Consider the following 25,740-nt stretch of genomic DNA (forward strand, 5'->3'; position numbering starts at 1 on the left):
TACAAAAAAATAAATAAACCGTTTCAGAGGGGCTTTGAGACGGTTTTGTTTTTTTAAAAGTTAGCAAGATGTTGTATTTCATTTTGTTAATACTAGAGGCTTGACTTTTCTTTAAAATTTCAATTTAAAAAAGCTTCTAATGTTCTTATAAAAGTGTAATTTTATGGAATTCGATTTAATTTCCTCTAATTTTATGGATATTTCAACCTCAAATTGCTCTATTAAATTCACAATGATGAGAATAAGAAATTTTGTTTTACTTCTTTTTTTACTTCTTTTAGTTAGTTGTTCCAAAGAATCCCGCCAAGAAACTCAGCCCACAATCGGGGTTATTACAGAAAGTGTTTATGCTTCTGGAGTAATAAAAGCCAAAGGTCAATATATAGTATATGCTACGGTTAACGGTGTTTTGAAAAAAACAAGAGTACAAGTGGGGCAAACCATTAAAAAAGGGCAAATTTTGTTTGAATTGGATAGTGATAAAGCTAGTTTAAATGCTCAAAATGCTCAATTAGCTTATGAGTTGAGTCGAAGAGAAAGTCGTTTTATACAAGATAAAATTGCCGAACTAGAGTTGAAACTTCAAACCGCAAAAGATAATTTGGCACTTGAAGAATCGGTTTATAAAAGAAGTCAAAATGCTATGAAATATGAAGGTATTTCTCAAGTTGATTTGGATAGGGTAACGCAAAGTTATAAAACTGCCAAAAATAATTACGAAGTAGCTCGTAGACAGTTGGCTCAATTCCAAATTCAATTGCAAAATGACCAAAATAAAAATGCAATCAATGTGAAATTAAGCCAAAAAAACCTTGAGGATTATGCAATTTCAAGTGAGTTTAATGGTCAATTGTTTGATTTACCAGTCAAAGAAGGCACATTTGTAACTCCTCAAATGGCATTGGCTACCATCGGAAAAACCAATGATTTTTTAATCGAACTGGATGTGGATGAAAATGATATGGTAAGGGTACAAATGGGGCAAAAAATGCTTATCACTATGGATAGTTATAAGAACCAAGTATTTGAAGCCATTGTTTCAAAAATTTACCCTATTATGGACGAAAAATCAAGGACATTTAAATTGGAAGCACAATTTACTAAAGCACCGCCAAAATTGTATCCCAATCTTACAGCAGAAGCTAACATTGTCATCAAAACCAAGAAAAATGCTGTAATTATTCCTAAGGAGTATTTATTTGACGGTTCTTATGTACTGGTGAATAAAGATGAAAAAAGAAAAGTTAGAATCGGTTTGAGTGACTATAAAAAAGTCGAAATTCTAGAAGGACTTCATCAAGGAGAAACTATATACAAGGCTCAGTAATGAATTATAATCTCATTCTCAATATAGCTTTGCATTTGCTTAGAGCGCGTTTGAAACAAACAATAGTGGCGGCAATTGGAGTTACTTTTAGTATTGCTATGTTTATTGCTCTGGTAAGTTTTATGAATGGTTTAAATGATTTGTTGGATGGTTTAATGCTCAATCGAACACCTCATGTTCGATTGTATAATGAAATAAAACCTACAGAAAATCAACCAATTTTATTGAGTAAAAATTATGCAAAAGACATTCATTTTATCCATTCGATTAAACCCAAAGACCAAGGCAAATCTATATATAACGCGATTCCAATTATTAAGGTTTTAAAAGAAGATTCTCGTATTGTTGACGTAGCGCCAAAAGTAGTAACTCCTGTTTTTTTTAATTCAGGTACCATAGAAATCTCCGGGGTAATCAACGGTATAGAGGTGAATGCGGAAGAGAAACTTTTTCAAACCAGTGATTATATTATCGAAGGTACTATAACTGATTTAGAACAAAACAATAGTATTATTATTGGGAAAGGGTTAGCGGATAAAATGATGTTGGTTGTTGGAGATCGTATCAAAGTAACTACTTCAAAAGGGAATTTGGCTACATTAAAAGTAGTCGGCATTATTCAAATAGGTATTGCAGAAATTGACGATACGATGACCTATACATCAATTGGTACCGCGCAAAAAATATTAGGAGAGTCTACTAATTATATTACCGATATTCAGGTTAAGCTTTTTGATATGACCACGGCTCCTTTGATTGCTAAAGAATTTGAAAAAAATTTCGATTTGGATTCCATTGATTATCAAACCGCCAATTCTCAGTTTGAAACCGGAAGCTCTGTTCGGTCAATAATTTCATATGCCGTAGGAATTGTACTGCTTATTGTGTCTGGTTTTGGGATTTACAATATATTGAATATGATGATTTACGAAAAAATGGACAGTATTGCCATTCTCAAGGCAACAGGATTTTCGGGCAATGATGTGAAATGGATTTTTATGACCTTGTCTCTTATTATAGGATTTACAGGCGGCGTTTTTGGATTGTTGTTTGGGTATATCTTTGCCTCTATTATTGACATTATACCATTTGAAACGGCAGCTTTGCCGACCATATCAACGTATCCTATTAATTTTAATATTTTGTATTACATCATTGGAATCTCTTTTGCGCTTTTCACCACATTCATAGCAGGTTTATTTCCAGCGATAAAAGCAAGTAAGATTGATCCTGTAGCCATCATTAGAGGAAAATAACTATGTCTAATAAAGTTTTAGAAACTCAAGGTTTAAGTAAATACTTTTACGACCCTTCACCATTTCAGGTGTTGAAGAATATTGATATGACTATTAATCATGGGGAATTTGTTTCCATTGTTGGTAAATCAGGTTGTGGTAAATCAACTTTGTTGTATTTACTTTCGACTATGGATACTGATTATGAAGGTAAATTGTGGATTCATGAAGAGCTTGTAACGGGTAAATCGGATAAAGAATTGGCTTGGATTCGAAATGAGAAAATTGGTTTTGTGTTTCAGTTTCATTATTTGTTGAATGAGTACAATGTATTGAGAAATGTAATGCTCCCAGGATTGAAATTAGGTAAGTTAACCGAAGCAGAGTTAGAATTTAGGGCAATGGAACATTTGAAGACCTTAGACATGCAAGAGCAAGCTTTAAAAATGCCCAATCAATTAAGCGGAGGACAAAAACAGCGCGTAGCCATTGCAAGGGCTTTAATTAATGACCCTTTAATTATTATGGGAGATGAGCCTACGGGTAATCTAGACAAGAAAAATAGTGATTTGGTTTTTGATATTTTCAAGCAATTAACGCTCGAAAAACAGCAAACCTTGCTAGTTGTAACACATGATAACGAATTTGCAGAAAGATCAGACAGAACCATTATCATGCAAGATGGACAAATTCTTTCGAATTAATCTACTACGACCTCAAAACAGCTCAATAGACCTTTGACTTCAGCCCTGCTAAAACGGGCTTTTTTTAGTTGTGTTTTAGTTGGATTTATAGCGTAGTTGCGACTGGTTTTAAAATCAGTTTTATTGGCTTTGGCTTTTTCAAACTCTGCTTTGTATAAATCACAATTGTCAAAAATGGCTTCGGTGAGATTGGTGGCCATAAAATCTGCAGCAATCAAACTGCATCCAATGAAATTGGTTTTCTTTAAATTTAGAGCGTAAAATTTTGTAAAATCCAATTGGCAATTTGAAAAATGAATTTCAAAAATTGTTTTGTCACACATAGCAAAATTGACGGCTTCCATATGACATCCTTTGAAATGCACTGTTCTAAATGCAACATGGTTAATTTGTGTCCCCTTGAAATTGCAATTAATAAATTCACAATCGATAAATTGGACATCTATAAAATGGCATGAAGGGAAATTGCAATTTTCGAAAATACAAGTTTCAAATTCTTGATGATTCAATGAGCTAATGTCGAAGATTACGTTCTTGTATTTTTGGTCATAATGGAATTCTCTCATAATTAAAGGAAGGGGGTAAAAGCAAAAAACGCAACTATCAATGGATAATTGCGTTTTTTTGTGACCTCGACAGGATTCAAACCTGTAACCTTCTGAGCCGTAATCAGATGCGCTATTCAGTTGCGCCACGAGGCCTTTTGCTAATGGCTTGGTGTTTATAACTAAGCCTTGATTGCGGGTGCAAATATAGGAATAAATGTGTAACTTGCAAGCGTATTTATTAGTAAAAATAAAAAAAAATGAAAATAGATCAGTATATCCGTGATATTCAGGATTTTCCTAAAGAAGGAATTTCGTTTAAAGATATAACTCCATTACTTCTTGACCCTAGTGCAAGGAAAGAATGTCTTGAAATTTTAGTTTCTTCATTACGAGACCGCGGAATTAATAAGGTTGTTGGCGTAGAAAGTAGAGGTTTTTTTATGGGCACTTTGTTGGCACAAGAATTAAATGCTGGTTTTATTCCAGTTCGTAAACCTAAAAAATTACCCTACGAAACTTTGTCGGCTTCATATGAATTAGAATATGGATTTGATGCTTTGGAAATTCATACCGATGCCATTCAAAAAGGGGATTTAGTGGTGATTCATGACGATGTTTTGGCTACGGGAGGTACAGCCAAAGCAGTATGCGATTTGGTCGAGCAATTAGGCGGTATTATTGTACAATGTAATTTTATAATGGAACTTTCCTTCCTAAACGGAAGAGAAAAATTGGGAGCAAATGAGATTTTTGCTGCCATTCAATATTAATCAAGCGCTCTTTTGGTTACATAATATCTATAGCCGATTAATGCCAATTGCCACTTTTTGGCTTTATTGATATCTAATCGTTGCTTGGTGAAACTTGGTAAGATGAATTTGTTAATTCGAGCTAAAATTTTAAACATATGTTTTTTTCTTCAAATATAAAAAAAATGACGGTCTATCAAAACCGTCATTTTTCTTTATATTTTTTGTTGTTTTAAGGCTTCTGCTCGAGCTTTCTCTAGTTCTATTCGAGCTTTTTCCATGGCTGCTTTTGCTTTTTCCATTTCCTTTTTCGCTTTTTCAATTTCTGGTGTAACTTTTTCGCGTTCTCTAAATGCTCGTATCATTTCAGATTTGGCTTTTTCCATTTCTTCTTTAAATCGCTCCATTTCTTTACCCAAGTTGATTTCGGTTTTTCCGTCTTTTGAAGTAATAATAATGGTGCCTTTTTTGGCATTGCCTTGAATTGCTATGTCTTCATCCAAAGCATCTAAATTTAAAAAGGAACTTGGGTCAAAACTAAAGTCTAGATCGTCTAAATCAATATCAATTTTTTTACCATTAATGTAAACCGTTGGTTTATCGCCATTTTTTTCAGTAAATACTTTTATCTTTTTTTCAATTTTCACATTTGGTTGTGCGGGTAACTCAGGTTTATCAGCAGGAGAGGCCTTTGATGCTGGGTTGGGTGGAGTTGGTGTTTCTGGTATTTCTGGTCTAGTAGTAGTACTAATTTCGTCTTCGTCATCACTAAAAGAAAAAGTAAAATTGTCGCTTTCTTTATCTTTAGTTGTGATGGCAATTTTTTTATGGTTACTAAGTTTATTAGGTTTACCAGAAAGTAAACTTAAATTAGTTTTTCCATAATCGTCTGTTTTTTTGATGAGAGAAAATGGAGCAATGGGATGATCGCTTGCTACTTGGTTGCTGCCTTTGTTGCCAAATTGATCTTCGTATTGGATTTTTATTGCCGTAATTTCAAAATTAGCATTACGCTTTATTTTTGATACTTTCAGGGTGATACCGTGTTCTTTTTTAAGTTGTTCTATGTCTTGTTTCAACTTAAAATCGGTTGTGTTTTTGTCAATTACCCAAACAAGGTCTTTTTCTTTTGCTATCGAGGAAGAGATAGTAATAGTTGGTTTTTCTTGTGCAATTACTTTTACTTGAAAAAGTATTACAAATGCCATTAATGCTGGAATTATCAAAGTGTATTTCAATAAATTCCTTCTGTGAGATTGATTTTTGTTTAACATAACGATTCGTTTTTTGATTAATGATTGATGAAAATGATTGGTAAGAGCCACACAATTTTCGTGAGTGGTAAATTTTAATAGAGCCAATTGGTAGCTTTTTTTGTCTGAAAGACGCTGTATGGCTTTATGATCGGCTATAAATTCGAGATTCTGTAAAAGGGCTTTTTGGTATAACCAAATAAAAGGATTGAACCAAAAAAGTATACTGAAAAAACGAATGATTAGTACATCAAGAGTATGATGTTGTTCACTATGAATTTTTTCGTGTTCTAAAATACTTTGTAATTCTTGTGTTGAATACAAGCTGGAGTTGAAAACAATAGTGTTGAAAAATGAAAATGGAGCAATTTTTTCAGCAACATCGATTAGTTTGAAGTTGGTTTGGCGTTCCGATTCTTGATGACGTAAAAGGTTTTTTAGGCTTTTAAAGTCTAGGGCGAGTTTTAAAAATAATACAGCCAAACCGATCAGGTACAATCCAAAAATTACACTAAACCAATTTATTTCAAAGCTATCATTCGTATGTATTTGTTTATATGATAGGGGCGAAAATAGCATGGGGACTTTTGTTGTTGTGACCCAGACAATTTTTTTGATATAAAATAACGGTAATGTGAGGGCAATACCAAGGCCACTCAATAAGAAATAGCGATTGAGCGAAAAGAATGTTTCTTTGCGTAACAAAAAATGATAGGCAAGATAGAACATTACAATCAAGCCACTCGATTTTAATAGGTAAAGAAAGAGCGTTTCCATATCTTTATTTTTGTTCTATCATAGCAAGTATTTCACGTAACTCAGCGGCTGATATTTTTTCTTCTTTAGCAAAATGGGTTACCATGTTTTTGTAGGAACTATCAAAAAAATTTTCGATAGCAGTTTTCATGAATTTCTTGCGATATTCTTCCAAAGTAACTACAGGAAAGTATTGATGGGTATTGCCAAAAGCCAGATGAGCAACAAAACCTTTCTCTTCTAAATTTCTTACAATAGTTGACAGTGTATTGTAGTGGGGTTGCTCGTCAGTGATTTCTGCGAGTATTTCTTTTACAAAAGCTTTTTTTAGCTTCCATAAAATATGCATGATTTCTTCTTCTTTGTTGGTAAGTTTTTGCATCATGGTTAATTTGTGATTGTGATACAACAAACTTATAACTATTTTTTTAGTTGGTAAACTAATTTTATAGTTATTTAACTAAATTTTAAGTTGACATTGCTCTTCTATAGGTGTGTAGACGAAGTTATGAAGAGGATTTTTGTTTTTCATTTTGTACCAATTTCAATATCCAGATACAACCAAGTACGGAAAGGAGGCCTAGTGCACTCATGAACAACCAGTTGTTTTGATAGCCAAATCGACTAATGATTTCCATGCCCGTTTTCGAACTGACGATGTGCGCCAAACTAAAACTCATAGTGAAAAGCGCCATATAGCGTCCTTCATGACCTTTGGGTGCTCGGCTCAATGCAAATGAATTTGAAAAAGGGAATATAAACATCTCTCCAAAAGTGATTATGAAAACGCTAATAATCAAAAAGCCAACCCAAGAGTGAAGAAGTAATACCAAGAAACTAATAGACATGAAAACACAACCCCACAGAATGATCTTGAGTTTGTTGATGTTTTTTCTCTGCGATGTACTTACAATAGGCATTTCTAAAAAGAAAATCAACAAACCATTGAAGGACAATAATAATCCGCTTTGAAATTCGGACAGCCCAAATTGTTCTTTATGATACAAAGGTAAAGTGGTAAATAATTGAAAGAATAACACAGCTGTTATAAAACAAACAAACAAGAATATCCAGAAAATACTGTCTTTAAATACAGAAACCGTTTGATTTGATTCGTTAGAAATCTCTATGGTATTTTTTACTGATTTTTTTTCTTTGACTAAAAAGGCAAATAAGCTAATAGCAATTATACATGAGGCTCCGTCCACCCAAAACAATCCTTGGTATCCCATTCCAATGATTATCAAACCACCTAAAGCAGGTCCAGCGGCAAATCCAAGGTTTACTGCCAAACGAACCAAGGTTAACGCTCTTGTTCTGTTTTCGGGTTTGGCATAGGTGCCCAACGAAACAAACATGGCAGGTCGAAACATATCTGCTATAGACATGATGACAAACATACTAACGCAGAGTCCCCAAAATGAGGTAATATATTGTACCACAAAAAACAAAAGACCAGTAGTAAATAAACTGAATACCATAATGCGATAAAAACCAATCTTGTCAGATAGCTTTCCTCCCAACCAAGAACCCAGCATCGAACCAAAACCAAAACAAACCATAACCCATCCTACTTGTGAATAGGTAAATCCAAGGTCTTCCTTTAAATATTTTGATAAAAAAGGGAGCACCATTGTTCCTGCACGATTTATAAAAGTCATAATCGTTAAGATCCAAACTTCTCTAGAAAACCCTCTGTAATTATCAATATAGCGTTGAAATCCTTTTGTAAGCATTGTTTTTTTGTTTGCTGCAAAGGTACTGTTTTGAAAATTTAAAATTTAGGGTTCCTTGTTATTTGACTTTGTTGGCATAAATTACATGTCGAATTTGATCATTTTTTGAGAGGGATAAATTATTTTTGCAAAAAAAAGTACATGAAAAAAGCATTTTTTGTTTTTGCAATTCTATATTTCAACGCTATTCAAGCACAAGCTCCTTTTGATAGCAATTCAGTTATAAAATTTCAAAACGATTTGAATATCGAATTTTCAGATCCCAAACATAGTCCTTTAAACAAAGAAGATTTGGCAAAATTTAAAGCCCTTGAATTTTATTCGATTGATGAAAAGTTTTGTGTTAAGGCAGTTTTAAAACGTACTCCCAACGAAGTGCCTTTTTTGATGAAAACCACAACGGACCGAAAACCATTGTATGTAAAATATGGCGAAGTAAGTTTTACAATAGAGAATCAATCATTTACTTTGAATGTATACCAAGATGTTGAATATTCTAAAAAGCAAGGTAATGAGGATGATTTATTTTTGCCCTTTTTTGATTTGACTTGTGGAAAGGAAAGTTATATAGGTGGAAGATATATTGATTTGAAAGTACCCAATTCTAATGAACTCTTGATAGATTTCAACAAAGCTTACAATCCTTATTGTGCTTACAGTCATCGTTATTCTTGCCCCAAAGTTCCAATAGAAAATGATTTGAATATTGCAATTAAAGCAGGTGTAAAACGTTTTAAAGACTAATGCAATTTATTAATTTACATACGCATCAATTTACCCATCAAGCAAAGGTGTTGGAAATAGTAAATCAATATCCCAACGATTTTGATTCCGAAATACCATATTTTTCTGTTGGTATACATCCCATGTTTATTGAGATTGATCGGTTAGAAGACGATTTTCAAGTTTTAAAAGATAAAGTACAACTATCAGGATGTATGGCTATTGGCGAATGTGGAATAGATAAAAGGAGCGCAGTAGATTTAGAAATGCAAATGAAAGTTTTGGAAAAACAATTGGAAATTGCAGAGCAAATACAAAAACCTGTAATTCTGCATTGTGTAAACGGTTATCAAGAACTCATAGCATTAAAAACGAAAGTTAAAACTACCATTCCTTTAATAATTCATGGGTTTTCCAAAAAAGATATTTTAGCGCAACAATTATTGCATCACGGCTTTTATCTTTCCTTTGGAAAACAAATTTTGGAAAACTCAAATTTAGCATTGGTTTTAAAGAACACTCCCAACGATCGGTTTTTATTAGAAACGGATGTGGCAGACATCAAAATACAAGAAGTTTATACCGCTGCAGCAGCTTATAAAGCACTAGCAGTGGAAGAAATTCAAACTATAGTAAATCAAAATTTCAATGCACTATTTTAAAAAAATAAATAATTCTTTAACTAAAAAATAATCTTTAAAATGGCACAATGGACCGAGAGAGCAGAGCTTTTGTTTAAAGCTGATGGATTGGAAAAATTAAGAAAATCAAATGTATTAGTAGTAGGTTTAGGAGGAGTAGGATCTTTTGCAGCCGAATTTTTAGCTAGAGCCGGAGTGGGTAGCTTAACGATAGTGGATGGCGATGTAGTAGATATTACCAATATCAACCGACAGTTGCCCGCCTTACATTCTACAGTAGGAAAACCTAAAGTTGAGGTGGTTGGAGATCGATTGATGGATATAAATCCAGAATTGAAATTGACACGAGTAAAAGAATTTTTATCACCAGAACGTGCTTTTGAAATCGTAAATAATGACTTTGATTATGTTTTAGATTGTATCGATAGTGTGACTCCCAAAATTAATTTGATTTTAGGTGCTAGAAGGTATAGGGTAAAAATTATCAGTAGTATGGGAGCCGGCGGAAAAATGGAGGCATCAAAAGTGAAAGTTGCAGATATTTCACAAACCATTAATTGTAGCTTTGCCCGTACTATTAAAAGGCGATTAAAAGAGCATAAATTGTTCAAATTAAAAGTAGTTTTTTCTTCAGAAATCCAAGATCCTACCAGTTTAAAATTGACAGATGGGTCCAATTTCAAAAAATCTTTTTATGGCACCAATAGTTATATGCCAGGACTTTTTGGTTTGTATGCTGCCGAAACCGTTATACGCCATTTGTTGAAAACAGATAAAGCAGAAGAATAGATTCTATTAATTATTAAAAAAAATATAACAAAAAATAAAAAAATGATACAGACCGTAATTTTTGACATGGATGGAGTGATTGTGGATACAGAACCTGTACATCGTTATGCGTATTATAAACAATTTGAGGTGTTAAACATCACAGTACCCGAGGAGATGTACACTTCTTTTACAGGGTTGTCAACTCGAAATACGTTTCAAATTTTGAAATCTAATTTTAATTTGTCTCAAGAAGTTGAGGACCTGATTCAGCAAAAAAGAAATCTTTTTAATGATGCTTTTGATACTAAAGAGGATTTGACTTTGCTAGAAGGGGTAGAAAACTTAATAAAAGATCTTTATCAAAATGGAATGCAACTTATAGTAGCTTCATCTGCCTCAAAAGTAACTATTGATCGTGTTTTTAAACGCTTTGATTTACATCAATATTTTTCGCATATAGTTAGTGGGGAAGACTTTCCACAATCGAAGCCTCATCCTGCAATTTTTGAGCATGCAGCAAGTTTGTCAGTAGCACCAAAACAACAATGTATTGTTATTGAAGATAGTACCAATGGGGTGAAAGCAGCCAATGCGGCAGGCATATTTTGTGTAGGCTATGCCAGTTTGCATTCTAAGGATCAAGATTTGACAACAGCTAATGCTTTGGTAACTGATTTTAATGACTTAGATGCAGCAATTGTAAAACAATACGGATTTAAAATCTAAACTTAAGTAGAGGAGATGTCAATCTTATTTGTAATTTTGAAAAACTAACTTAAATTACACCTATGAAAAAAATTATTATTGCATTGGCGATATTTATTGCCAATTTCACAATCGAAGCACAAGTAAAAGCACCTGCTGCTAGTCCAAAAGCGACTATCATGCAAACTGTGGGACTCACAGATGTTGAAGTGGTATATTCTAGACCAGCGGCAAAAGGAAGACCTGTTTTTGGAAATTTAGTACCATTTGGTAAATTATGGAGAACAGGAGCTAATGCTAATACAACAATATCTTTTTCTGATGATGTGATCATTGATGGGAAAACATTGAAAAAAGGTAAGTATGCTTTATATACCATTCCGAAAATTGAAAGTTGGGAAATAATTTTTTATACCACTACTGACAATTGGGGGTTGCCAGCTGAATTTAATGAGGCTAATGTAGCTTTGCGTACTACAGTAAAAGAAGAAGCGTTGCCTAAAGCGGTAGAATCTTTTACCATTGGAATTAATAACTTGTCGATGAATGCGGGACATTTAGATATTGCTTGGGAAAATTCCTCTGTTTCTTTGAAATTTGAAGTTCCAACTGAAAAAATAGCAACAGAAAGTATCAACAAAGTATTAGCAGGACCCACAGCTGGTGACTATTTTTCTGCAGCACAGTATTTATTTCAAGCCAATGGTGATCTTTCAAAATCAAGAACATACATTGATAAAGCTTTAGAATTAAGTGCCGAAAAACCTTACTGGTATTTAAGATTGAAATCTTTAATTCAAGCCAAACAAGGGGATAAAGCAGGAGCAGTAGAAACTGCAAAATTATCTCTAGCTGGTGCTGAGTCTGCAAAGAATCAGGATTATGTGAAAATGAATAAAGAAAGCATCGCTGAATGGAGTAAAAAATAATCCGTTTAAAAAGCTCAAAAAAAATCCCAATCTAGCAGATTGGGATTTTTTTTGATATTGTTTTCTAATTATTTGTGTTTATTAATGAAAGTAATAATGTTTTCAATAACGACTTTGTCACCAAGAATTTTTCTATGGCCAAGATTGTTGGTTAGCAATAATGAACTTGAAATTGCATGTTCGTGAATGTGAATTCCAGCAGAAACAGGGACTTCATAATCGTCATTATCGTGTATAATAAGTAAAGGAGTTGTGATAGAAGATACAACTTTGTAGGAGGAGTAATCGTCCATTTTTCCACCGTATTTTTTTTCAAAGTATTCTTTTAAAAGTGTACTAAACTTGGGGTTGATCTTTAATTTGAAAATAAAATCATCAATAATGTCTTTAACAACATCGCCACTTCCTATAATTACTGCATTTTTTACTTTTAACCCATTTTTTAGTGCATTTAAAACTGACATGCCTCCAAGGGAATGACCTATGGCTATTTCAAAAGGGCCGTACTTTTGGTCTACTTCGTGAATGGCGGCAATGAATTCAGACATTATTGTTGTTGAACCTGGTGATTTTCCATGGGCAGGAGCGTCAAAACTCACTGTGGCATAACCATTTTTTGTAAAAGCTTCAGCAATTTTGCATAATTGAGTTCCACGACCAGACCAACCATGAACTAAGAGCACTTTTTTTTGTGATTCACCATACCGATAGCACATTATTTTTTTGTTAAGACTTGGTATGTGTAAGAATTCCTTTTTGCTTTTTCTGTACATTTCATGCTCTCTTTTAGGCGCTTTGTGTTTGATTGGGGTAACAAATAACAATGCGGCAAAACGTGTTGTAAGTCGAGTGGATAATACTGAGGATATCTTAGCTGAATATAAAATAAATTTTGGTATTCGTAAATTTTTGTTTGTATTTGAATTGTTGCTTGGCATTTTTATAATTATCTCTAAATATTTGTAAACCGTTTTATTTTTCTTAAATTTAAGAAAATATTATTAAAGCACTGTTTTTTTAGTAAAATATGCTTTTAAAATATGTTTTTATTAAGTATTTAGAATCTTAAGTACTTAATATCAGTGATTTACAATCGTATATACTAGAACCATTTATCATGAAACAACAAAAGAAAAATGTGATTGCAATCGTTTTGGGAGGAGGGCAAGGATCACGCTTGTTTCCACTTACTCAATTTCGATCAAAACCTGCTGTGCCTATTGCTGGGAAATATCGATTAGTAGATATTCCTATTTCAAATTGTATGAACTCAGACATCTTTCGGATTTTTGTGTTGACGCAGTTCAATTCTAAATCATTAAATGCACATATCAAGAACACCTATAATTTTAGCATATTTACCAATGCTTTTGTAGATATTCTGGCAGCAGAACAAACGCCTGATAATCCTACTTGGTTTCAGGGTACAGCCGATGCTGTAAGACAATGCATGCCTCATTTTTTAAATCATGATTTTGATTACGTATTGATTTTATCAGGAGATCAGCTGTATCAAATGGATTTCAATGATATGCTAGAAGCTCATATTGCTAATCAAGCTGATATCTCTATCGCTACACTACCAGTTAACGCAAAAGATGCTCCTGAATTTGGTATTTTAAAAACAAATAAGCAAAGTGGTATCGAATCGTTTATAGAGAAGCCAGCACCTGAGCTTTTGCCTCAATGGGAGTCAGAAGTAAGTGAGGAAATGCAAGAACAAGGTAAAAAGTACTTGGCTTCAATGGGGATTTATATTTTTAATAGAGAGCTTCTAGTTGAAGTTATGAAAAACCCAGATACCAAAGATTTTGGAAAGGAAATAATACCTCAAGCTGTTGGTAATAAAAAGATTTTAAGTTATCAATATGAAGGTTATTGGACTGATATTGGAAACATAGATTCGTTTTTTGAAGCCAATATTGGCCTTACTGATGATGTGCCAAAATTTAATTTGTACGACAACGAAAACAAGATATATACGCACCCTCGATTGTTGCCTCCTTCCAAATTTATCAATACACTAATAGATCATTCGGTAATTTCTGACGGATGTATCATTAGTGCAAAGTCAATAAAACGTTCTGTAATTGGTAATCGTTCTAGAATAGGTGAGGGCACTGTTATTGAAAATTCGTATGTCATGGGGAGCGATTTTTATCAGAGTTTGGAGGATATTCAGAAAGATGTACAAAACCAAGTTAGTTTAGTTGGTATAGGAGCAAATTGTTTCTTGAACAATACTTTGATTGATAAAAACTGTAGAATCGGGAATAATGTATATCTCAATGGAGGGCCACATTTGGAAAACTGTACCGAAGAACTTTATTGTATTAAAGACGGTATAATAGTAGTCAAAAAAGGAAAAGTTCTTCCAGATAATTTTAGAATTGAATAAAAGAAAGTACATTTTTTAAGTCGTTATGGTATAAAACCCTCCAATGACTTACCTATAAATATTGATTTATGCAAAAACAAACACGAATTATAATTGAAAATGTTGTTCCACAGTTAGATGGAGGAGCGCATTTTATTAAACGAATTGTAGGTCAATCAGTAGCGGTAGCTGCTGATGTTTTTTCGGATGGACATGATGTTTTAGAGTGCTGTGTAAAATTTAAACACGAATCGGAAAAAAAGTGGAGTGAAGTGAGAATGTGGCCTACTCATAATGATGAATGGCATGCAAGTTTTACAGTTGAAAAACAAGGTTATTATACTTATTTTATTGAAGGTTGGGTGGATTACGCATTGAATTGGCAACATGGCACCGAGCGTAAAATTAACGATAATCAATATGTAAAGTCGGAATTGCTAGAAGGGGCAGAATACATAGAAGCAATACTCCAAAAAGTTGAGGCTTCAGAAAAAGAATACCTAAATCGAGTACTAACCTTATTCAAAACAGAGTCGTCTTATGATGCTGCTATAAGGGAAGCGGTGTCTCCTGAGTTGAAATCTATTTTTAAAAAATACCCCGTACGTTATATTGAAAATACCTCGCAAGAATTAATTGTGTATGTAGATAGAAAAAAAGCACTTTTTAGTACTTGGTATGAGTTTTTCCCCAGATCATCTTCTGAACAAGAAGGCCAACATGGTACATTCAAAGATTGCGAGAAACTATTACCTAGGGTGGCAGCTATGGGTTTTGATACCTTGTATTTTCCGCCCATTCATCCAATAGGAGAAGTGAATAGAAAAGGTAAAAATAATGCTACCAATGCCCAAGTAGGGGATGTGGGATCACCTTGGGGGATTGGTTCCCAATATGGCGGACATAAAGCGGTTCATCCCGAGCTAGGTTCTCTTGAAGATTTCAAATCTTTAGTGAAAAAAGCAAGCGAACTAGGAATTGAGGTAGCAATGGATTATGCGTTGCAAGCTGCTCCTGATCATCCTTATGTAAAAGAGTTTCCTCAATGGTTTAAGTGGAGACCGGATGGAACGGTTCAATATGCCGAAAATCCTCCTAAAAAATATCAAGACATTCAGCCTATCTATTTCGAAACAAAGGATTGGAAAAACCTTTGGAAAGAATTGTTAGATGTGGCTTTGTTTTGGGTTGAAGAATGCGGCATTAGAATTTTTAGAGTGGATAATCCGCATACCAAACCTTTTTATTTTTGGGGTTGGTTAATAGCCGAGGTAAAGAAAAAACATCCTGATGTTTTGTTTTTAGCAGAAGCTTTTACTCGACCAAAAATAATGAATGAATTAGCTAAACAAGGTTTTACACAATCTTATACCTACTACACTTGGAGGAATTCAAAACGAGAATTAACAGAGTATGTAACTGAATTAACTCAGTCAGCTCAAAAAGAGTATTATAGACCCAACTTTTGGCCTAATACCCCCGATATTAATCCTTTTGCATTGCAAGGAGCGAACGAATCAGTGCATTTGCAAAAATATTTTTTGGCAGCCACACTTAGTTCAAATATAGGAATTTATGGTCCTGTTTTCGAATACATGATTAGTACTCCTCTTGCTCAAGGTAAAGAAGAGTATCTGAATTCTGAAAAATATGAAGTTATTAAATGGGATTGGTCTGTTTATAATAATTTGATGCATAGAATTACACAAATAAATACAATTAGAAAAGCACAAAGTTCGTTGCAGCAAACGAATAATATTGTTTTTTGTGAAACCAATAATGACCAAGTAATAGCCTACTATAAATTTGATGATTCTAAGGAAAATCAAACTTTAATGGTGGTGAGTTTAAACGCAGAACATACTGTTCAAGCCATGGTTAAATTGCCTTATGCTCATATCGGAAATCGCCCAATACGAGTACATGATTTGATGACAGACGAATCGTATTATTGGGAGCACGAATGGAATTTTATAGAATTGAGACCTAATTTGCCTTTTCATTTATTTAATTTTCAATAGTAATGGTTGATAAAAGTAATATTGATGAATTCCAAAACCCATTTGAGTTTAATATTGAATGGAAAAATGCTTTTAAAGAAGAAGAATTTGTAAAGATTTTTTCTTCAGATATTTTAGAAAATTATATTATCAATAAGCGATGGTACGGTGGAAAAGCCAGTACCTTGAAATATATTGAAATTGTGGAATCGTTTCAGATCTCCTCAAAAAAGCATACTTATTATGGTGTTTTGTTTGAAGTAAATTTCAAAGAAGCATTCTATCAACATTATTTTATGCCTATTGCTTTTATGTCTGAAGTAGACATAGAAACCAATACTGTTATAGCTCCCGTTGTGATGAATGGGGTTCAAGGATTTCTGGTAGATGCTTTGCATCAAGAAGATTTTAGAAGGCTATTGTTTGATAACATAGTGCATTCCAATAACAAAATGGATGCGAAACTAAGTTTTCATTGTGGGACTAATATGCATCAAAAAAACTATCATAGTTCCAAATTCATGGGCGTTGAACAAAGTAATACTTCTATCATTTATAATGATTCATTAGTGCTCAAAATTTTTAGAAGGATATACATCAACATGAATCCTGATTATGAAATCAGTAGGTTTTTGACAGAAAGGATGCATTTTAAAAACTCGCCTGCATACACCGGAAGTATAAGTGTTATTTTGGCAGAAGGGAATATCACCTTAGGACTTATGCAAGAGTTAGTTCCTAATCAAGGGGATGCCTGGAAGTTCATGTTAGAGGAAATAAATGGGATTTTCGAAAACTTGAGTGTGCGAAAAATCAAAATTGACAAATTGCCCGATGTTGCCTTGTTTTCTAGGTTAAAACTGAATGATGTTCCGCATGAAATCATCGATTGGGCTGGACTAAAAATTTTTTTAAGGATTCGAACTTTAGCTACTCGCACTGCCGAAATGCACATTGCCTTAGGGAGTGATATACATGAAACGGCATTTACGCCTATAACGTACAATAGTGATTATTCGGTTTGGTTAAAAAACCGTTTGACCTATCAATTTCAAAACCGACTGAATATACTTGAAAATAATCTTCACAAATTAGACGGATTATCTCTAGAATTGGCCAATCAATTCTTGGATAATAAAAAGAAGATTAGACGAGTGTTTCTGGATTTCAATTGGACTAAAATGAAATCGGAACGCATTCGTATACATGGGGATTATCATCTAGGGCAAGTCTTGGTAAACGGTGATGATTTCTATATTCTTGACTTTGAAGGAGAGCCAGAAAGTACCATACGAGATCGAAAAGTAAAACAACCTCCCTTGAAAGATGTTGCAGGTATGTTTCGTTCGTTTCATTATGCAATTTATGCCACCATTTTCAATAATAAAGACAAATACCAATTTGAACAAAATGAACTATTTAAAGCCGGTGAGTTATTGTATAAATATTTCGTAGGGATTTTTATAGAAACCTATACTAATGTGGCACAAAATGGTAATTTAAATATTGGATACGACAAAGAAATAGAATTTTTATTGAAATATTGTCTACTAGAAAAAGCAGTATATGAATTGGGTTATGAGTTGAATTCAAGACCTCGTTGGTCTGTAATTCCTTTGACGGGTATTGCGAGTATTATGAATTTTAAAGAACAATAATTTATCACGACTGAAGCATTCGGTTTAACATTATACAAATGAATAAAGTACAAGTACATTCACTTTTTACTGACTTTGATATTAGTTTATTTAAAGCTGGTAAACATTATAGATTATATGAAAAATTAGGAGCCCATATTATTGAAGTTGATGGTATTCATGGGGTATATTTTGCAGTTTGGGCTCCATCGGCCAAGTCTGTAGAAGTTATTGGAGATTTTAATTTTTGGCAAGGCGAGGAACATCAACTCTATGTTCGATGGGATTCCTCGGGAATTTGGGAGGGTTTTATTCCTTTAATTTCACTTGGTTCAGTGTATAAATACAAAATTTATTCCTCCAATGATAATGGGGTTTTTGAAAAGGCTGATCCTTTTGCCTTTTACTGTGAAAGACCTCCTCATACCGCATCAATAGTTTGGGATTTGGATTACAAATGGAAGGATCAAACTTGGATGTCTACTAGAAAAGAATACAATGATTTGGATAAACCTTATTCTGTTTACGAAGTGCATTTGGGCTCGTGGATGCGTCATGCAGAGGATAACAGTTTTTTATCGTACACTGAAATAGCTGATAAATTGGTAAAATATGTGAAAGAAACAGGGTTTACTCATGTAGAATTCATGCCTATAATGGAGTATCCGTACGATCCGTCGTGGGGATATCAACTGATAGGATATTTTGCCCCAACTTCAAGATTCGGCACCCCGCAAGATTTTATGCATTTAGTGGATTCTTTGCATAATGCGGGTATTGGAGTTATACTAGATTGGGTGCCTTCTCATTTTCCTGAAGACGCTCATGGGTTAGGTTTCTTTGATGGTTCTCATCTGTATGAACATCCTGATAGAAGAAAAGGGTATCATCCCGATTGGAAAAGTTTGGTGTTTAATTATGGAAGAAATGAAGTGCGTTCATTTTTGATAAGTAATGCTATTTTTTGGTTGCAAAATTATCATGTCGATGGATTACGTGTTGATGCTGTGGCCTCTATGTTATACCTTGATTATTCTAGAAACGAAGGCGAATGGGAGGCTAATATTTATGGTGGAAGAGAAAACTTAGACACTATTAGTTTTTTGAAAGATTTTAATGAAGCGGTTTACGCAAATTTTGATGGTGTACAAACCATTGCAGAGGAAAGTACTTCTTTTCCAATGGTGTCAAGGCCAACCTATATGGGCGGTTTAGGATTTGGAATGAAATGGATGATGGGATGGATGCATGATACGTTACATTATTTTCAGAAAGAAACGGTGTATCGTAAATACCATCAAAATGAGTTGACGTTTTCCATGACTTATGCTTTTTCGGAGAATTTTATGTTGCCGCTTTCACACGATGAGGTGGTTTATGGGAAGCGTTCTATTGCAGGGAGAATGCCTGGTGATGAATGGCAAAAATTTGCGAATTTAAGATTGTTGTATGCTTATATGTTTACTCATCCAGGAGCCAAACTTTTATTCATGGGATCGGAATTTGGACAAAGTGAGGAATGGAATTTTCAACAAAGCTTAGATTGGCATTTGCTTCAGTATCCATTTCATCAGGGTATTCAAAAAACGATTACAGCCATAAATAGTGTGTATAAGTCAGAACCGGCTTTATATGAAAAACAATTTAGTCCAGAGGGATTCGAATGGATTAACTATTCTGATCATGAGAATGCGGTGATGACATATATGAGAAAGGGTAATCAAGAAAAAGACAATCTGATAATAGTGGCCAATTTTACTCCTGTAGTTCGTGACAATTATCGAATAGGTGTTCCGAAAAAAGGGGAATTAGTTGAGGTATTTAATAGCGATGCTTTACACTATGAAGGTAGCGGAGTTGAAAATAATGCAAAACTAACAGTAGCATCTACACCTTATGATGGAAGAGATTATTCTGTAGCTTTAACACTACCTCCTTTGGCTGTTTGCATTTTAAAATACTGCTAATGGTATGAAAAAAACAATCGCTTAAAATTTTGGATATTTTTTAAGCGATTGTTTTATTTATTGTCTTACAAAAGGTGGAAGCAATTGACTAGTTACTTCTCCAAAACCTATGCGAACTTCGTGGTTTTGACTGTAACCTTTAATGGTTACTGTATCGTAGTCATGTAGAAATTTTCTTTCTGTTCCATCATTGAGTTGAATGGGGTTTTTGCCTCCCCAAGTTAGTTCGAGCATGGAACCAAAACTATCAGGAGTTGGTCCAGAAATCGTTCCAGAACCCATCATGTCGCCCGAGTTTACTCTACAGCCATTGGAGGTGTGATGCGTTAACTGTTGACACATAGACCAATACATGTATTTGAAATTGGTTTTAGAAACTATATTTGGAACCCCATTTTTTGGAGTAATAGCAACTTCTAAATTGATGTCAAAAGCATGTTTACCTTTGGATTGCAGATAAGGTAGAGGGGTTGGATTTTGTTTTGGGCCTTTGGTTCTAAAGGGTTCTAAAGCATCCAAAGTAACAATCCATGGAGAAATGGAAGTAGCGAAATTTTTAGCTAGAAAAGGTCCTAGTGGTACATATTCCCATTTTTGAATGTCTCTTGCGCTCCAATCATTTAATAGGACCATACCAAAGATGTAATCTTCGGCTTCGTAAACGGGGATGTTTTCTCCCATAATGTTTACATCTGTTGTGATAAATGCAGTTTCTAATTCGAAATCTACTAAGCGTGATGGACCAAAAACAGGAGTGTCTTCTCCTTTTGGTAATGTTTGTCCCATCGGGCGATGAACGGGAATACCTGACGGGATGATGGAAGAACTTCTTCCGTGATAGCCCACAGGAATGTGAAGCCAATTCGGGAGTAAAGCATTCTCAGGATCGCGAAACATTTTTCCAACATTGGTAGCATGTTCTTTACTCGAATAAAAGTCTGTGTAATCACCAATCAAAACCGGAAGTTGCATCTCTACTTCCGAAATATTAAAGATGACTACCTCGCGATGTTTTGCATTGTCTCTAAGTTTAGGATTGCTCGCTTCAAAAATTTCTGAAATTCGATTTCTAACCAATCGCCAGGTTTTTTTACCATCAGAAATGAAGTCATTCAATGTATCTTGCATGAACATATCATCGGTTAGTTCAATGCCTTCAAAATAATTCAGTTGTTGCAAGGCGCCAAGGTCTATGGCATAATCGCCAATACGAGAACCAACGGTTACAACATTTTCTTTGGTCAGAAAAACGCCAAAAGGAATATTTTGAATCGGAAAATCGCTATCTACTGGCACATCAAGCCATGATTTTATATTTGGATTATTGGCTGTAACTGGCATAATGTGTTAATTAGGTTGTTGAAAATTATAGACCAAATATATTATAATCTAAGTTTCAAGCAAACGATTTTTTGTATTTTTGCGACTTAATTAACGAAAATCAATAAAATGCAACGCGACGAACAAATTTTTGACCTTATTCTTGAAGAACAAGATAGACAAATTCATGGATTAGAACTTATTGCCTCTGAGAACTTTGTAAGTGATGAAGTATTAGAAGCAGCTGGATCTGTGTTAACCAATAAATATGCTGAAGGATATCCTGGTAAAAGATATTATGGAGGATGCGAAGTAGTAGATGTAGTAGAACAAATTGCGATTGATAGAGCCAAAGCTTTATTTGGAGCGGAGTATGCAAACGTTCAACCACACTCTGGTTCTCAGGCTAATACTGCGGTTTATCATGCCTGTTTACAACCAGGTGATAAAATTTTAGGTTTTGATTTGTCTCACGGAGGTCACTTAACACACGGTTCTCCAGTAAACTTCTCTGGTCGTTTGTATACTCCCGTTTTTTATGGCGTAGACAAAGAAACAGGACGTTTGAACTATGATAAAATTCAAGAAATTGCTACAAAAGAGCAGCCAAAATTAATCATCGCTGGGGCATCTGCTTATTCACGTGATATGGATTTTGCTAGATTCCGTCAAATTGCTGATAGCGTTGGTGCTATTTTGATGGCTGATATTTCTCACCCAGCTGGTTTAATCGCCAAAGGTTTGTTGAGTGATCCAATTCCACATTGTCACATTGTTACTACAACTACTCATAAAACATTACGTGGTCCACGTGGAGGATTGATCATGATGGGGAAAGATTTTGAAAACCCATGGGGCCATAAAACACCAAAAGGTGAGATTCGTATGATGTCTTCTTTATTGGATTTGGCAGTTTTTCCTGGAAATCAAGGTGGACCGTTAATGCATATCATTGCAGCCAAAGCAGTGGCTTTTGGTGAAGCTTTACAAGATGAGTTTTTTACCTATGCAATGCAATTGCAAAAAAATGCCAAAGCTATGGCTGAAGCATTTGTAAAAAGAGGGTATGAAATTATTTCTGGTGGAACTGATAATCACATGATGTTGATTGATTTAAGAAATAAAAATATCTCTGGTAAAGAAGCTGAAAACGCCTTAGTGAAAGCAGAAATTACTGTAAATAAAAACATGGTGCCTTTCGATGATAAATCGCCATTTATCACCTCAGGTATTCGTGTGGGAACCGCTGCAATAACTACTCGTGGTCTTGTAGAAGAGGATATGGAAGTTATTGTTGAAATGATTGATAAAGTTTTGATGAATCATACTAATGAAGAGGTAATAGAAGAAGTTGCTGCTCAAGTTAATGAAATGATGAGCGAAAGAGCAATGTTTGTTTTTTAATACTTTTCGTAATCATAATAAAGAGTTTAATGTTCAAGGTTTACTTTATGGTAAAGTATTGAATTTTAAACTCTTTTTTTAATCTATTGTTTTTTAATTTTTTGCTATGTCTGTATTACGATTACAATTGCCAACTGACCCAAGATGGGTTAATATAGTTGAAAAAAATATTGAAGAAATTCTAACCGATCATGCATGGTGCGAACAAAAAGCGGCCACCAATGCTATGACCATAATTGTCAATAATTCTGAGTATCAAGATTTGGTGAAAGATTTGTTGGCCTTGGCCAAAGAAGAAATCGATCATTTTGAACAAGTGCATAACATTATCATCAAACGTGGGTTGAAATTAGGAAGAGAACGCAAAGATGAATATGTAAATGAATTGTATTTGTATATGAAAAGAAGTAGCGATGGTAGCCGAGTTTCTGGTTTAGTAGAGCGATTGTTGTTTTCGGCCATGATTGAAGCAAGGAGTTGTGAACGTTTTAAAGTACTTTCCGAGAACATAAAAGATCCAGAATTGGCAGTTTTTTATAGAGAGCTAATGGAAAGCGAAGCAGGGCATTATACTACATTCATTAGTTATGCAAGAAAATATGGAGTAGGTATTGATGTGGAAAAGCGATGGAAGGAATGGTTAGACTTTGAAGCTGCTATTATATCAAATTATGGAAAAAAGGAAACCATTCATGGTTGATCTCTTTTAAATTATTGCTGTAGTTTTATGAGTAAGAATATTTTATATTTATGCTTGTTGTTTCATTTGTAACAAAAAATCATTTATTTAATAAAATTACAACAATTATTTGTTTTTTTATTTATATTGCGGCTTTAAATAAATCTACATATGAAATTTAACTCTTTATTGGTTTGCTCTTTGAGTGCTTTACTGTTGATAAGCTGTAGTACAATGAAAAATGATCCTCTACAAACTGTGCTTCAAACCCAATCTGGGATTATTCATCAAGTGATGCAAAATGCCAAAGAACATGAAATACAAATTATCTACACAGAAATCAAAAGAGGAAAAGATAAGAGTGTTTATTTCAAAGATTACTCCTATAATTTAGACGCCAATTACTATCATTATCCTGCAAGTACAGTTAAATTTCCAATTGCGGTCATGGCACTCGAAAAGTTAAGTACCATACCTAATGCGTCTGTTAACTCGGTCTTTCAAATAGGAGACGATACTAAAAAATGGCGTTTTTCAGAAGAAATTTCAAAAGTATTTGCTGTTAGTGAGAATGAAGCCAGTAATCATTTATTTGAATTTATTGGATTTGAGTATCTAAATGAAGGCATGAAACAAAAAGGGATTCAGCCTTTTTTAATTACACATCGTTTATCGGTTCCAAATGCTGCAAATACTACGGTTGATAAAACCATTCTGTTCAAAGACGACGGAACACAAATTGAGTATCCTTCTACTACTATTCAAGGCTACAAGCCACTTGAAATTAAAGGCTTGTTCAAAGGGATAGGGTATATGAAAGATGATAATTCTATTGTGAAAACCCCTTTTGATTTTTCTAAAAAGAATGATTATCCAATTGAAAGTTTACACAATACATTAAAGAGAGTGATTTTTCCAGAGGCTTTTGCTGAAAATCAACGATTCAAATTATCTGAGAAAAACAGGGATTTTTTACTTTATTCGATGCAAAATCTACCACGAAATGCTGGATATGACCCAAAAGAATATTATGATGGGTATTGCAAGTTTTTGATGTACGGAGATACCAAAAATCCTATACCAGATCATATTAAAATCTACAATAAAGTGGGGGATGCCTACGGAACACTAACAGATTGCGCCTACATTGTGGATACTAAAAATAATATTGAATTTATGGTTACGGCTACGATTTTAGTCAATAAAAACCAGATTTTCAATGATGGAGTTTATGAGTATGAAACGGTTGGTTTTCCTTTTTTGGCAGAATTAGGAAGACAATTGTATGAAAAGAATTTAAACAAAAAGAAGTAGCATGTAATTTTTGTTTGGTGCTTAGTTTAAGGTTAGTGCCCCCAAAATTTCTTCTGACATAAATGGACCACCAGGATATTTTGCAGTATAATCCAAATTTAACCACACATTGTTTCGTTCGTCTATGTGATAATGCAATTGATTATTTGAGCTTTCTAAAGGAAACAATTCATTTTTTATAAGAAAATTTATTATTTCTAAATCGCTTACTTTCCCAATGAGAATTTCTGGATAAATATGGCCTTTGGTATGAATTAACCGAGGAGTTCCACCAATTGCTCTCACTGCAGCAGCCATTAAAATGGAATGATCATCGCAATCACCAGAGAAATACAATAGTGATTCAGAGGCTCTAGCTATATAATCTCCATTTTTAGGGTCGTTTACATAATTCCATTTACTGTTTATTTCTTTGAAAACTGCAAAACACTGAATTAGGGATTTGTAATTTTTATACCCATAAACATGTTTGAAATGTTTATTGGTAGCCATTATTGCAAAGTTTCTTACTTTAGGGTTGTTATATTCTATGGCGCTAATAATTTTTGATTTGTTTGGAAAAGGAAGCAATTTAGCAATGATAATGTCTTGTGGGTAGGGGTTGTTAGACATGGTGTATAGCATCGAATTGTAGTCTTCCAATAGACTTTTGAAACCGTAGTTTCCAAATAAACTACCATAAATGAGGATGAAAAAATAAACAATTATGGCAATAATCAAGAAGGTTTTAACAGCATTGAGTAGTATATGAATGCTAACTAATACTACAATAACAATAAGAATTCTATCAATGTTTAATGGCCAATCTGGGTCAATAAGGTTTTGATGAACTATGATAAAGGTAGGAAAAGCCAATAAAATATTTAGAATTGATATAATAATCCAATCCCAAGGTTTCTTTACTTGAAATTTTGTTTTGAATTGATTAAAGTCAAATTTTTTGGAGGATATCATATCAAAAAAGG

General features: G+C 33.9%; 24 protein-coding genes and 1 tRNA gene. 16 read left to right on the forward strand and 9 right to left on the reverse strand.

The genetic code is table 11. The annotated features are described in order from the left end of the window. Window positions 1-163: 163 nt before the first annotated feature. The 3 genes from ACZIX2_RS03835 to ACZIX2_RS03845 are packed head-to-tail and all read left to right on the forward strand — an operon-like array spanning window position 164 to window position 3,266. Window positions 164-1,327 (forward strand): efflux RND transporter periplasmic adaptor subunit, encoded by a 1,164-nt coding sequence (locus ACZIX2_RS03835; RefSeq protein WP_463338759.1) that lies wholly within the window; start codon window positions 164-166, stop codon window positions 1,325-1,327. Beyond that, window positions 1,327-2,583, forward strand: a complete 1,257-nt coding sequence (locus tag ACZIX2_RS03840; protein ID WP_463338760.1) for an ABC transporter permease — start codon at window positions 1,327-1,329, stop codon at window positions 2,581-2,583. Before ACZIX2_RS03835 ends, ACZIX2_RS03840 begins: the two co-directional genes overlap by 1 nt. Window positions 2,584-2,585: 2 nt before the next feature. Beyond that, window positions 2,586-3,266 (forward strand): ABC transporter ATP-binding protein, encoded by a 681-nt coding sequence (locus ACZIX2_RS03845; protein WP_463338761.1) that lies wholly within the window; start codon window positions 2,586-2,588, stop codon window positions 3,264-3,266. Here the strand turns inward: ACZIX2_RS03845 and ACZIX2_RS03850 are convergent. Continuing rightward, a complete protein-coding gene (locus ACZIX2_RS03850) occupies window positions 3,263-3,832 on the reverse strand; it encodes a pentapeptide repeat-containing protein (RefSeq protein WP_463338762.1) in 570 nt (189 codons plus the stop codon). The genes ACZIX2_RS03845 and ACZIX2_RS03850 overlap by 4 nt on opposite strands. Before the next feature lie 61 nt (window positions 3,833-3,893). After that, a tRNA-Arg gene (locus ACZIX2_RS03855) sits at window positions 3,894-3,967 on the reverse strand. A gap of 104 nt (window positions 3,968-4,071) precedes the next feature. Here ACZIX2_RS03855 and ACZIX2_RS03860 point away from each other — a divergent pair. Beyond that, window positions 4,072-4,584, forward strand: coding sequence for an adenine phosphoribosyltransferase (locus ACZIX2_RS03860; protein WP_463338763.1), 513 nt, complete (start codon window positions 4,072-4,074; stop codon window positions 4,582-4,584). Here the strand turns inward: ACZIX2_RS03860 and ACZIX2_RS03865 are convergent. The 4 genes from ACZIX2_RS03865 to ACZIX2_RS03880 form a co-directional block, all read right to left on the reverse strand. After that, window positions 4,581-4,721 (reverse strand): SsrA-binding protein, encoded by a 141-nt coding sequence (locus ACZIX2_RS03865; protein WP_463338764.1) that lies wholly within the window; start codon window positions 4,719-4,721, stop codon window positions 4,581-4,583. The genes ACZIX2_RS03860 and ACZIX2_RS03865 overlap by 4 nt on opposite strands. A 57-nt stretch (window positions 4,722-4,778) precedes the next feature. Continuing rightward, window positions 4,779-6,299: a M56 family metallopeptidase gene (locus tag ACZIX2_RS03870; protein WP_463338765.1), complete on the reverse strand. Its 1,521-nt coding sequence runs from the start codon at window positions 6,297-6,299 to the stop codon at window positions 4,779-4,781. 298 nt (window positions 6,300-6,597) lie between these two features. Continuing rightward, window positions 6,598-6,954 carry a BlaI/MecI/CopY family transcriptional regulator gene (locus tag ACZIX2_RS03875; protein WP_463338958.1) on the reverse strand — a complete coding sequence of 119 codons (357 nt, stop codon included), beginning with the start codon at window positions 6,952-6,954 and terminating at the stop codon, window positions 6,598-6,600. Between the two features lie 124 nt (window positions 6,955-7,078). Next, window positions 7,079-8,308 (reverse strand): MDR family MFS transporter, encoded by a 1,230-nt coding sequence (locus ACZIX2_RS03880; protein ID WP_463338766.1) that lies wholly within the window; start codon window positions 8,306-8,308, stop codon window positions 7,079-7,081. Window positions 8,309-8,449: 141 nt separating this feature from the next. On the opposite strand from ACZIX2_RS03880, the gene ACZIX2_RS03885 reads away from it, so the two are divergent. From ACZIX2_RS03885 to ACZIX2_RS03905, 5 genes are all read left to right on the forward strand, one after another. Beyond that, window positions 8,450-9,052, forward strand: a complete 603-nt coding sequence (locus ACZIX2_RS03885; protein ID WP_463338767.1) for a DUF1684 domain-containing protein — start codon at window positions 8,450-8,452, stop codon at window positions 9,050-9,052. Continuing rightward, window positions 9,052-9,693 (forward strand): TatD family hydrolase, encoded by a 642-nt coding sequence (locus ACZIX2_RS03890; RefSeq protein WP_463338768.1) that lies wholly within the window; start codon window positions 9,052-9,054, stop codon window positions 9,691-9,693. The genes ACZIX2_RS03885 and ACZIX2_RS03890 overlap by 1 nt, the downstream gene beginning before the upstream one ends. Window positions 9,694-9,732: 39 nt before the next feature. Then, entirely contained in the window at window positions 9,733-10,461 is a 729-nt protein-coding gene (locus ACZIX2_RS03895) for a tRNA threonylcarbamoyladenosine dehydratase (protein WP_463338769.1), read from the forward strand. A 42-nt stretch (window positions 10,462-10,503) separates the two neighbouring features. Next, the gene (locus tag ACZIX2_RS03900; protein WP_463338770.1) at window positions 10,504-11,169 is read left to right on the forward strand and encodes an HAD family hydrolase; all 666 of its coding nucleotides are present in this window, start codon (window positions 10,504-10,506) and stop codon (window positions 11,167-11,169) included. Between the two features lie 62 nt (window positions 11,170-11,231). Then, entirely contained in the window at window positions 11,232-12,077 is an 846-nt protein-coding gene (locus ACZIX2_RS03905; RefSeq protein WP_463338771.1) for a DUF2911 domain-containing protein, read from the forward strand. Window positions 12,078-12,145: 68 nt separating this feature from the next. On the opposite strand, the gene ACZIX2_RS03910 is transcribed toward ACZIX2_RS03905, so the two are convergent. Further along, the gene (locus ACZIX2_RS03910) at window positions 12,146-12,793 is read right to left on the reverse strand and encodes an alpha/beta hydrolase family protein (RefSeq protein WP_463338772.1); all 648 of its coding nucleotides are present in this window, start codon (window positions 12,791-12,793) and stop codon (window positions 12,146-12,148) included. A 401-nt stretch (window positions 12,794-13,194) separates the two neighbouring features. On the opposite strand from ACZIX2_RS03910, the gene ACZIX2_RS03915 reads away from it, so the two are divergent. The 4 genes from ACZIX2_RS03915 to glgB all read left to right on the forward strand — a co-directional run bounded on the left by ACZIX2_RS03915 (window position 13,195) and on the right by glgB (window position 20,058). Further along, window positions 13,195-14,475, forward strand: coding sequence for a glucose-1-phosphate adenylyltransferase (locus tag ACZIX2_RS03915; RefSeq protein ID WP_463338773.1), 1,281 nt, complete (start codon window positions 13,195-13,197; stop codon window positions 14,473-14,475). 68 nt (window positions 14,476-14,543) lie between these two features. Next, on the forward strand, window positions 14,544-16,475 hold the full coding sequence (locus ACZIX2_RS03920) for an alpha-1,4-glucan--maltose-1-phosphate maltosyltransferase (RefSeq protein WP_463338774.1): 1,932 nt from the start codon (window positions 14,544-14,546) through the stop codon (window positions 16,473-16,475). A gap of 2 nt (window positions 16,476-16,477) precedes the next feature. Then, complete coding sequence (locus ACZIX2_RS03925; protein ID WP_463338775.1) at window positions 16,478-18,112, forward strand: trehalose synthase; 1,635 nt, start codon at window positions 16,478-16,480, stop codon at window positions 18,110-18,112. A 38-nt stretch (window positions 18,113-18,150) separates the two neighbouring features. Further along, complete coding sequence (gene glgB, locus ACZIX2_RS03930; protein ID WP_463338776.1) at window positions 18,151-20,058, forward strand: 1,4-alpha-glucan branching protein GlgB; 1,908 nt, start codon at window positions 18,151-18,153, stop codon at window positions 20,056-20,058. A gap of 57 nt (window positions 20,059-20,115) precedes the next feature. On the opposite strand, the gene fahA is transcribed toward glgB, so the two are convergent. Continuing rightward, window positions 20,116-21,399, reverse strand: a complete 1,284-nt coding sequence (gene fahA, locus ACZIX2_RS03935; protein ID WP_463338777.1) for a fumarylacetoacetase — start codon at window positions 21,397-21,399, stop codon at window positions 20,116-20,118. A gap of 108 nt (window positions 21,400-21,507) precedes the next feature. On the opposite strand from fahA, the gene glyA reads away from it, so the two are divergent. The 3 genes from glyA (at window position 21,508) to ACZIX2_RS03950 (ending at window position 24,775) form a co-directional block, all read left to right on the forward strand. Next, entirely contained in the window at window positions 21,508-22,782 is a 1,275-nt protein-coding gene (glyA, locus tag ACZIX2_RS03940) for a serine hydroxymethyltransferase (RefSeq protein ID WP_463338778.1), read from the forward strand. Window positions 22,783-22,888: 106 nt separating this feature from the next. Continuing rightward, on the forward strand, window positions 22,889-23,482 hold the full coding sequence (locus ACZIX2_RS03945; protein WP_463338779.1) for a MiaE family protein: 594 nt from the start codon (window positions 22,889-22,891) through the stop codon (window positions 23,480-23,482). A 150-nt stretch (window positions 23,483-23,632) separates the two neighbouring features. Beyond that, complete coding sequence (locus tag ACZIX2_RS03950; RefSeq protein ID WP_463338780.1) at window positions 23,633-24,775, forward strand: serine hydrolase; 1,143 nt, start codon at window positions 23,633-23,635, stop codon at window positions 24,773-24,775. Window positions 24,776-24,796: 21 nt separating this feature from the next. Here the strand turns inward: ACZIX2_RS03950 and ACZIX2_RS03955 are convergent, their stop codons facing one another. Beyond that, window positions 24,797-25,729 (reverse strand): transglutaminase, encoded by a 933-nt coding sequence (locus tag ACZIX2_RS03955; RefSeq protein ID WP_463338781.1) that lies wholly within the window; start codon window positions 25,727-25,729, stop codon window positions 24,797-24,799. Window positions 25,730-25,740: the final 11 nt, after the last annotated feature.

It is taken from the genome of Flavobacterium riviphilum, assembly GCF_055231795.1.

Coding starts and splice junctions, on each gene's coding strand:
- ACZIX2_RS03925 (WP_463338775.1), top strand. CDS start 16,478: ATGGTTGATAAAAGTAATATTGATGAATTCCAAAACCCATTTGAGTTT.
- ACZIX2_RS03890 (WP_463338768.1), top strand. CDS start 9,052: ATGCAATTTATTAATTTACATACGCATCAATTTACCCATCAAGCAAAG.
- ACZIX2_RS03945 (WP_463338779.1), top strand. CDS start 22,889: ATGTCTGTATTACGATTACAATTGCCAACTGACCCAAGATGGGTTAAT.
- ACZIX2_RS03840 (WP_463338760.1), top strand. CDS start 1,327: ATGAATTATAATCTCATTCTCAATATAGCTTTGCATTTGCTTAGAGCG.
- glyA (WP_463338778.1), top strand. CDS start 21,508: ATGCAACGCGACGAACAAATTTTTGACCTTATTCTTGAAGAACAAGAT.
- ACZIX2_RS03865 (WP_463338764.1), bottom strand. CDS start 4,721: ATGTTTAAAATTTTAGCTCGAATTAACAAATTCATCTTACCAAGTTTC.
- ACZIX2_RS03910 (WP_463338772.1), bottom strand. CDS start 12,793: ATGTGCTATCGGTATGGTGAATCACAAAAAAAAGTGCTCTTAGTTCAT.
- ACZIX2_RS03915 (WP_463338773.1), top strand. CDS start 13,195: ATGAAACAACAAAAGAAAAATGTGATTGCAATCGTTTTGGGAGGAGGG.
- ACZIX2_RS03835 (WP_463338759.1), top strand. CDS start 164: ATGGAATTCGATTTAATTTCCTCTAATTTTATGGATATTTCAACCTCA.
- ACZIX2_RS03875 (WP_463338958.1), bottom strand. CDS start 6,954: ATGCAAAAACTTACCAACAAAGAAGAAGAAATCATGCATATTTTATGG.
- ACZIX2_RS03885 (WP_463338767.1), top strand. CDS start 8,450: ATGAAAAAAGCATTTTTTGTTTTTGCAATTCTATATTTCAACGCTATT.
- glgB (WP_463338776.1), top strand. CDS start 18,151: ATGAATAAAGTACAAGTACATTCACTTTTTACTGACTTTGATATTAGT.
- ACZIX2_RS03950 (WP_463338780.1), top strand. CDS start 23,633: ATGAAATTTAACTCTTTATTGGTTTGCTCTTTGAGTGCTTTACTGTTG.
- ACZIX2_RS03845 (WP_463338761.1), top strand. CDS start 2,586: ATGTCTAATAAAGTTTTAGAAACTCAAGGTTTAAGTAAATACTTTTAC.
- ACZIX2_RS03900 (WP_463338770.1), top strand. CDS start 10,504: ATGATACAGACCGTAATTTTTGACATGGATGGAGTGATTGTGGATACA.
- ACZIX2_RS03880 (WP_463338766.1), bottom strand. CDS start 8,308: ATGCTTACAAAAGGATTTCAACGCTATATTGATAATTACAGAGGGTTT.
- ACZIX2_RS03905 (WP_463338771.1), top strand. CDS start 11,232: ATGAAAAAAATTATTATTGCATTGGCGATATTTATTGCCAATTTCACA.
- ACZIX2_RS03920 (WP_463338774.1), top strand. CDS start 14,544: ATGCAAAAACAAACACGAATTATAATTGAAAATGTTGTTCCACAGTTA.
- ACZIX2_RS03895 (WP_463338769.1), top strand. CDS start 9,733: ATGGCACAATGGACCGAGAGAGCAGAGCTTTTGTTTAAAGCTGATGGA.
- ACZIX2_RS03850 (WP_463338762.1), bottom strand. CDS start 3,832: ATGAGAGAATTCCATTATGACCAAAAATACAAGAACGTAATCTTCGAC.
- fahA (WP_463338777.1), bottom strand. CDS start 21,399: ATGCCAGTTACAGCCAATAATCCAAATATAAAATCATGGCTTGATGTG.
- ACZIX2_RS03860 (WP_463338763.1), top strand. CDS start 4,072: ATGAAAATAGATCAGTATATCCGTGATATTCAGGATTTTCCTAAAGAA.
- ACZIX2_RS03955 (WP_463338781.1), bottom strand. CDS start 25,729: ATGATATCCTCCAAAAAATTTGACTTTAATCAATTCAAAACAAAATTT.